Source organism: Ferruginibacter sp., assembly GCF_031430955.1.
Lineage (GTDB): Bacteria > Bacteroidota > Bacteroidia > Chitinophagales > Chitinophagaceae > Ferruginibacter.
Map to the genome: position 1 here is coordinate 1 of NZ_JANPCM010000006.1, position 8,308 is coordinate 8,308.

Sequence of the window (8,308 nt, forward strand, 5' to 3'; positions counted from 1 at the left end):
CATATTTTTTTGTTTATCGGAAAAACCATATCCCAGCAAAAGCCGGCAAACACTAAAACACATCCGGCAACAAATAAACCGTTCAGCATTTCTTGTGTTTTACCTTTTTGTAAAATGTAATTGCCCACTAAATATCCCAACACCACTTGTACAATGGCAGCAAAAGTATTCATCAGCCCTTCGGGATCAAAAGCAATGCCTTCGCCATGATACAGGTGTTTTTCGCCAATAATATTTTTATCAATGTTGGTACCAAACCAACCGGTGATGCTGAAGGGATCGGAAGGATTTGCAGCTACACACAAAAACCAATAGAACAATAAAATAAAACCACTGGCCACAAATGCACCTCTTACTTTTAAATAATGCGCAATGATGGAGGCGAAAAAATAACTGAGTGCAATGCGCTGCAGTACGCCAAAAATGCGAAGGGTTTCAAAAGGCTTGCCCACAATATTACCGGCATCGTTATATTTTATAAACGGGAACCAGTTTAAAAATAAACCAATGCAAAAAATGATGACGGTTCTTTTAATAACTTTTTGCCAAAAAGCACTTTCGCCAGCGGCTTCTAATTTGGGCATTACAAAAGCCATGGCATTGCCCACTGCAAATAAAAAAAATGGAAAAACTAAATCAGTTGGTGTGCAGCCGTGCCAGCTGGCATGATCGAGCGGAGGAAACATATGTGCCCAGGTGCCCGGATTATTTACCAATATCATCAGCGCTACAGTAGCGCCTCTAAAAACATCAAGGGAGTAAAAGCGTTGGTTCATGAATTTTTATTGAAAGGATTTTTTTTAGGATCTTTCCTTATATCTATTAGATTTATTATGACAAGTTTGTTGTTTTCAATCCTGTAATAAATCTTATTCTGATGCCCTTTTCCAACAATTACACTTTTGGTATTTTTTACTGCTGTAACAATTCCAATATTTGGTTGAGCTACAATCAGGTCTAATTTATTGAGTACAATTTTATTAAAATCTTCAGCAGCCGTTTTACCAAATTCCGATTTTAAATAAGCAGTAATCTTTTTAAAACTGTTAAGGAATCTTTTTTTAGCTACAATTTGGAGACCCATTTATTCATTTCTTTTTTTAATTCTTCAAATGAAATCGTGTCTTTATCAATATCTTCTGCAGCAAGTTCTTCCAGTTCGGCCCTGTCTTCAGGCGACAGATCTGAAAGATCATCAAAGTTTTTATTGGCTTTGGTTTGATAAGCAACAATATCTTCCTTAACGATGTTCAGCAGCTCTTCATCATCGGTAGTATCAATAAGATGGTGCAATTCTTTTTTAAGCTCTTCTTTGCTCATACAAAGTGTTTTACCAAATTTACTAAAAAGGGGTGAATGGGCAATGGTGAATTGTCAATGGTGAAAGGTCAATGGAGAATCGTCATTAGTGAGTAAATAATGTTCCAGTATTAATGTGTTATTCACCATTCACCATTCACAATTCACCCTCACGCCGTCCGCTCACTCAATTCCAGCCAGCGCATTTCTTTTTCATCCAGCAGCGCCACAATTTCTCCCACTCTTGCAGCAGCTTTTTGCAACTCTTCAAAATTTAAATTACCACTGTTCATTTTTTCTTCAATGGTTTCTTTTTCTTTTTGCAGGGCAGGCATTTCTTTTTCTATAGTTTCAAATTCATGCTTTTCTTTAAAAGACAATTTTTTTATTTCGTTGTTATTTTTTTGCTTAACAACTGCTTCTTCAACAACGGGTATTTTTTCTGCCACCACTTCGTAACCGGTAAATTTTTCGTTGGCCAATGCCTCACGGTACTGGCTGTAATTGCCGGGAAAATCTTTTATCACACCATCGCCTTCAAAAGCAAATAAATGATCCACCATGCGGTCCATAAAATACCTGTCGTGGCTTACAATTAAAATACAACCGGGAAAATCTAATAAAAATTCTTCCAGTGTGCGTAAAGTTTGCAGGTCTAAATCGTTGGTAGGCTCATCTAAAATTAAAAAATTGGGGTTTAAAAATAAAACTGCCAGTAAATGCAAACGTCTTTTTTCGCCACCGCTTAATTTACTCAGCGGCGTGTATTGCTGCTCTGCATTAAAGCCAAATTTTTCCATGAATTGTGATGCAGATATTTTACTGCCATCTGCCAGTGGAAAAAATTCTGCAAAATCTTTTACATATTCTATGGCACGTTTATCTTCTTTATATTTTAATCCTTCCTGGTCAAAGTTGCCAAATACCACCGTATCACCATGATTGATTTTTCCGCTGTCGGGTTTTTCCTGGTGCAATGCAATTTTTAAAAAGGTAGATTTGCCCACGCCATTTTTTCCTACAATGCCCACACGTTCGCCTCTTTTAAAAGTATAATCAAAGTTTTTTATCAAAACCTTATTGCCATAACTTTTATTTATCTTTTTCATTTCTAAGATCTTTCCGCCCAACCTCGTCATCTTTACCTGCAGGCTTACTTCGGTATCTTCTTTTTTCAGGCTCACTCTTTCTTCCACTACTGCAAAAGCATCCTGTCGGCTTTTACTTTTTGTGGTTCTTGCTTTGGGTTGCTTACGCATCCACTCTAATTCTTTTCTAAAAATATTTTTATCTTTCTGCAGTTCGCTGGCCTGCACTTCCTGCCGCATACTTTTTTGTTCTAAAAAATAATCGTAATCGCCTTTGTAAGTAAATATTTTTTCTTCATCCATTTCTAATATCTCATTACAAACGGTATCTAAAAAATAACGGTCGTGGGTTACTAAAAGCAGTGTTACTTTTTGCGCACTCAAATAATCTTCCAGCCATTCAATCATACTTACATCCAAATGGTTGGTTGGTTCATCTAAAATCAATAAACATTTGCCTTCGTGCAATTGCATTTCAATCAGCGATTGTGCAAGTGCCACTCTTTTACGCTGGCCGCCACTTAAATTTTTTACCGGCTCATTTAAATGATGCAAATTCAGTTTGCCCAAAATTTGTTTCAGTTCGCTTTCAAAATTCCAGGCATTCAATTCATCTACCAATGCCATCAGGTCGGTTAATTTTTCTATGTTATCAGCATCTTCTTCTAAACATTGCTCATAAGCTTTTACCACTTTTACCACAGGGTTATCCATCCGCAGCACATTATCCCAAATGCTTTTGTTTTCTTCAAAAGGGGTATCCTGCTGCAGCATTATCACTTTAATATCTTTATGTACCCACACGGTACCCCCATCTGCATGATCGAGCCCGGCAATAATTTTTAATAAGGTAGATTTACCGCTGCCGTTACGGGCCACAAAGGCAATTTTATCACCTTCTTCCACATAAAAAGAGATATTTTTAAAAAGGGTACGTATCCCAAAAGATTTACTTAAATTTTCAACTGAAGCGTAATGCATAGCGGCAAAGGTAACTTAGGATTTTAGATTGCGGTGGGCTGATTTTAAATTTATAAAGTTATTTTTGCTTTAATACTGGTGGAAAAAATAATTTATAACCTACAATATACTTTGCATGCAGGCCAATTTGTTTTTTAAATACTGGTATATTAAACTTTGCAGGTATCTGTTTAAGCAAAAATATCTTTCCATAATGTCGGGGCCGCTAAAGGGATATCAATGGCCAACTGACAGAAGTTACGAATACATTATTGCTAACAACGAACCGCCAGCCGTGATGAATGAATTTTGCAGTTGGTTTACACCTGCCACTGTTTTTTATGATGTAGGCAGCAATATTGGTTACTACTCTTTTATAGCAAACACTTTAATTACTACAGGAAAAATTTATGCTTTTGAACCAACCACATTTAATAATGATGTTTTTAAAAAATTATTAGTATTGAATAAAAAACAAATTCAAGAGAACCATATTGAACTTTTAGAATTTGCAATTGCGGATACAGAAAAAGAAGTGGAATTTTCTTACGACAAAGTTTTTGCAGAAGGCAATACTTATGTTTTAGATGCAGCTAATTATACAGGAGAAAAAATTAAAGTGGCGTGTTATTCTATCGATACACTTTTACAAATGGGCTATGCGGCACCGGATGCGATGAAAATTGATATTGAAGGTGCAGAGTATGACGCATTGATGGGTGCAGTAAATACGTTAAAAAAATATACGCCACACCTGTTACTGGCAACACATAATTGCAAAGTGCCGGGCATTAAAGAAAAATGCATTACTTTTTTGGAAGAACTGGGTTATGTTTTAGAGCACACCGGTTATCATAACAAAGCAAAAGCGGGCTTAGATGATTATATTGCAGTGCATAAAGAAAAAATAAAAACGCTTAAACAGTTGCAACCTGGTAATGCTTCATAATAATAAAAAACTTTTTGTAAATTTTATATCGCTGGGTTTTCAGCAGGGCATTGCAATAGTTTTTCCATTACTTATATTTCCCTATTTGCTTCGGGTGCTGGGCATAAGTGGCTTTGGTGTTTTTTCGCTTATGCAAACCGGCATAATGTATTTTGATTTGCTTATTGCTTTTGGTTTTGGCTTAACTGCAACGCAGCGCATTGCTAATGCTGTTAATGATATTGACTTGCAAAAAAAAATAATTGCAGCTGTCTATTCCATTAAACTTTTTTTATTTACTGCAAGCCTTATTGCTTTTTTGCTTTGTACATTTTTTATAGCATATCTGCAACAAAATATTATCTTGATTTTATTGGCAGCGGCCTACCTGTTGGGTAACCTGCTTTTTCCAGATTGGTATTTCAGGGGCATACAGCAAATGAAAAGTTGTACATTGGTAACACTTATCTCTAAATTAATTTCACTTTTTCTGATTATAGTATTGGTTAAGCAACCCAATGATATTAATAATACTTTTTTTGCTTTAGCAGCTGGTAATTTGCTGGCAGGCATTATCGGGTTTATTTTATTGCGGAATAAAATAAAATTATCTTACAAAATTCCAGATAGAGAATTTATGAAAGAAATTTTTAAGGAAAGCAACTATGTTTTTACAAGTATTATTCTGGCGCCATTTTATTCTTCAGTAAATATTTTTATACTGCAAATTTTTAGCAATCCATTAGTGGTGGGGTCGTATTCTGTTGCACAAAAAATATTTAGTGCAGCAAGCATGTTAAGCAGTGTGGTTAATAATACTTTCTTTCCGCATCTTTCTGCGTTGTATGCATCTTCAACCGATGCTTATAAAAAAATGGTGCAGAAGCTTGTAAAAATAATTGCATCTTCTTTTTTATTATTTGCTTTACTGCAATTTTTTTTAGCAGAATATATAATACAATTACTTGCAGGAAAAAATAACGGGCAAGATATTTCTTATGCAGTAACCCTTTTACGTATTATGAGCTTTGCTTTATTTTTCTCCCCATTTGTTTCTTTCTTTTTTCAGCAAATGATACTGCAGGGGCAGCAAAAACAATCCATAAAAAATATTACTATTGCTGTTATTGTAAATATAATAAGTGCATGTGCATTAGGTTATTGGTATGGTGGAATTGGCATGGCGGTAAACGTTTGCCTTATTGTTGTATTAATATGTTTTTTAAATGCATACTCGGTAAATAAAAAAACTACCTTATTTGCAGCCTGATATCAACGATACAAAAAAAATAAAATTATTGATACTTACTCCAACGCTGGAATGTGGCGGATCGGAGAAGTATGTTTCATTACTGTGCAATAATATCAACTCTCAACAATTTGCAGTTAAGCTGGCGGTTTTAAATAACGAAACTTCTTTTTATACAATCAATAATAAAGATGTAGTAGTGATTGATTTAAAAGTAAAGCATGCCCGGTCATCTTTATTTAAAATTAAATCGCTGGTAAAACAGCACAAGCCTGATATTATTTTTTCCACTTCAAACCATCTCAATATTTATCTGGCTGTTTTCAGGCAATTGTTTTCTAAAAAAATAATTTTTATTGCAAGAGAATCGAGTGTGGTAAGCAGTAACAGTAAAAGAGCAAAATTTCCTGTTTTATATAACTGGCTGATAAAAAAATTTTACTGCCGCATTGATTTTATTATTTGCCAGTCGAAATTTATGCAGCAGGATCTGATTGATAATTACAGTATCAAAAAAGAAAAAACAATTGTTATTAATAATGCTGTGGAAGAAAATTCATTAATGCTTGCAGCAACTCAAAAAAATAAATTTATAACCGTTGCCCGTCTTTCCGAAGAAAAGGGAATCGACAGGTTAATTCGTTCTGTTGCAAATCTTAATATACCTTTTACTTACTATATTATCGGAGATGGCGATAAAAAGATGTTACTGCAAAATCTTATTAACCAGCTTCAATTGCAAAGTAAAGTTTTTTTAACAGGGAAGAAAGATAACCCGTTTGGTGAAATGGAAGACGCAGATCTTTTTTTAATGGGCTCACATTACGAAGGTTTCCCCAACACTTTACTGGAAGCTGGCGCTTTGGGTATTCCCGTTATAGCATTTAATGCACCGGGTGGAATAAACGAAATAATTACTGACGGCGAAAATGGGTTGCTTGTAAAAGATGGTGATGAAAAAGCATTTACTGCTGCAATTGAAAAAGTAAGGGACATCAATTTTAACCGCCGGCAAATTCAAAATAACACACAAAAAATGTTTTCCTTAAATCTTGCCATAAAAAAAACAGAAGCTCTATTTTTAGAGCTTCATCAAAACTTTAATTTATAAAATGGGTTGCTTAAAAAATAATTGCTTTATCAATCGAATGAGTATTTTAATGGCTTAATTATGCAATGGCTAATGGCTCAGGTTTAAAAAAAATAACTCATATTTGCAGCTGATACACAGCCGAATAAATGAAAACGAATGAACGGAATAAAACCTAAGCTATTAATATTCATCAATACATTGCAGTCAGGCGGTGCCGAAAGAGTAGTGTCACTCTTATTGGAGCATTTGCGGAGCGATTTTGAAATTCATCTTGCTCTTTATACAAATATTATAGACTTTATAGTACCCTCCGAAATAAAAATACTTGATTTAGAGCAGCCCTTACATGAGAATAAACTCATGAGGTTTTTAAAAATGCCTTACCAGTCGTACAAAGTTTACAGATATTGCAAAATCAATAGGATTAATATTTCTGTTGCTTTTTTGTACCGTCCCTGTTACATAAACGCCTTAATGAAAAGTATATGGCGATACAAAGGAAAAGTGATTATGTGCGAAAGGACCCATCAAACCACTATACAGCAAAGTCATTCTGCCATCTACCGGATGTTTACAAAATTTATGGTCATGTTCAGTTACAAACGTGCCGATCTGGTGCTGGCAAATTCCTATGCCATGCAAACCGATCTTATGGAAAATTTTAAAATAAAAACACCGGTAAAAGTAATTTATAATCCAATTGATTTAGGGTTTATCCGGTCACATACAGATGAAAAGCCAGCCTTTGTTTTTGAAAAAGATATTTTTTATTTTATAAATGTTGGAGGGTTTAGAAAAGAGAAAAATCATTTGTTACTGCTGCAGGCTTTTTTTATTATGAAAAACCTGCCCTGTAAATTATTAATTGTTGGTGGTGGAATAATGGAAGAGGATCTAAAACAAAAAGTATCGGATTTTGGGATGAGGGATAAAGTTGTTTTTTGTGGCTGGGATAATAATCCATTTAAGTATGTAAGCCGCTCTAATTGTTTTGTTTTAAGTTCCCATGTAGAAGGTTTTCCCAATGTATTAATTGAAGCATTGGCCTGTGGCAAACCGGTTATCTCTACCGATTGCAGCAGCGGCCCACGAGAATTGCTGGCACCTGCAACCGATTTGCACCACCGGGCAATTAATAATTACGAAATTGGTGAGTATGGTATTTTAACACCAGTTAATGATGTAATAGCATTGGCCGCCGCCATGAAAAGAATGTATGAAGATGCCGCATTACGCAAACAATTTGAAGAAAAAGCTAAAGGCCGGGCACAGCAGTTTGATGTGGACGAAATAAAACAATATTTTCATGTTGCCTTTACAGCCCTTTAATACTTTATTGGCAGTAACCTTTGCTTAATTATCTATATTTTTGCCCTAATTCAACACAAAAAAATGCATACGATTTTACTTACCGGTGGCGCAGGTTTTATTGGGTCGCACTTAACCCGTTTGTTTGTTATAAAATATCCGCAATACACTATTATCAATCTTGATAAACTTACTTACGCCGGAAATTTAGAAAACTTAACAGATATAGAAGATAAACCTAACTATCACTTTGTAAAAGGAGATATTACCGATCTTGAATTATTACGAAATCTTTTTAAGGAATATAATTTTACAGCAGTATTGCATTGCGCTGCCGAAAGCCATGTGGACAGATCGATAACCGATCCGCTGGCATTTATTAC

At 34.9% G+C, this 8,308-nt stretch carries 9 protein-coding genes; 5 read left to right on the forward strand and 4 right to left on the reverse strand.

Annotated features, from left to right (window positions below):
- The 4 genes from ACY65O_RS00120 to ACY65O_RS00135 form a co-directional block, all read right to left on the reverse strand.
- Window positions 1-776, reverse strand: a 776-nt coding sequence (locus ACY65O_RS00120; RefSeq protein ID WP_462218811.1) for an acyltransferase family protein, incomplete at its 3' end; no start/stop codon positions are given.
- Window positions 773-1,084, reverse strand: coding sequence for a type II toxin-antitoxin system RelE/ParE family toxin (locus tag ACY65O_RS00125; protein ID WP_462218812.1), 312 nt, complete (start codon window positions 1,082-1,084; stop codon window positions 773-775). The genes ACY65O_RS00125 and ACY65O_RS00120, both read right to left, overlap by 4 nt.
- On the reverse strand, window positions 1,066-1,320 hold the full coding sequence (locus tag ACY65O_RS00130; RefSeq protein WP_462218813.1) for a hypothetical protein: 255 nt from the start codon (window positions 1,318-1,320) through the stop codon (window positions 1,066-1,068). Before ACY65O_RS00130 ends, ACY65O_RS00125 begins: the two co-directional genes overlap by 19 nt.
- Window positions 1,321-1,469: 149 nt before the next feature.
- Window positions 1,470-3,368 carry an ABC-F family ATP-binding cassette domain-containing protein gene (locus tag ACY65O_RS00135; protein ID WP_462218814.1) on the reverse strand — a complete coding sequence of 633 codons (1,899 nt, stop codon included), beginning with the start codon at window positions 3,366-3,368 and terminating at the stop codon, window positions 1,470-1,472.
- Window positions 3,369-3,561: 193 nt separating this feature from the next.
- Here ACY65O_RS00135 and ACY65O_RS00140 point away from each other — a divergent pair, with 193 nt between their 5' ends.
- From ACY65O_RS00140 to ACY65O_RS00160, 5 genes are all read left to right on the forward strand, one after another.
- Window positions 3,562-4,296, forward strand: coding sequence for an FkbM family methyltransferase (locus ACY65O_RS00140; protein WP_462218815.1), 735 nt, complete (start codon window positions 3,562-3,564; stop codon window positions 4,294-4,296).
- Window positions 4,286-5,545, forward strand: a complete 1,260-nt coding sequence (locus tag ACY65O_RS00145) for an oligosaccharide flippase family protein (protein WP_462218816.1) — start codon at window positions 4,286-4,288, stop codon at window positions 5,543-5,545. The genes ACY65O_RS00140 and ACY65O_RS00145 overlap by 11 nt, the downstream gene beginning before the upstream one ends.
- The gene (locus ACY65O_RS00150; RefSeq protein ID WP_462218817.1) at window positions 5,535-6,635 is read left to right on the forward strand and encodes a glycosyltransferase; all 1,101 of its coding nucleotides are present in this window, start codon (window positions 5,535-5,537) and stop codon (window positions 6,633-6,635) included. Before ACY65O_RS00145 ends, ACY65O_RS00150 begins: the two co-directional genes overlap by 11 nt.
- A gap of 138 nt (window positions 6,636-6,773) precedes the next feature.
- Window positions 6,774-7,946 carry a glycosyltransferase gene (locus ACY65O_RS00155; protein ID WP_462218818.1) on the forward strand — a complete coding sequence of 391 codons (1,173 nt, stop codon included), beginning with the start codon at window positions 6,774-6,776 and terminating at the stop codon, window positions 7,944-7,946.
- A 63-nt stretch (window positions 7,947-8,009) separates the two neighbouring features.
- Window positions 8,010-8,308 (forward strand): GDP-mannose 4,6-dehydratase (locus ACY65O_RS00160; protein ID WP_462218819.1); only part of this gene is annotated, 299 nt, incomplete at its 3' end.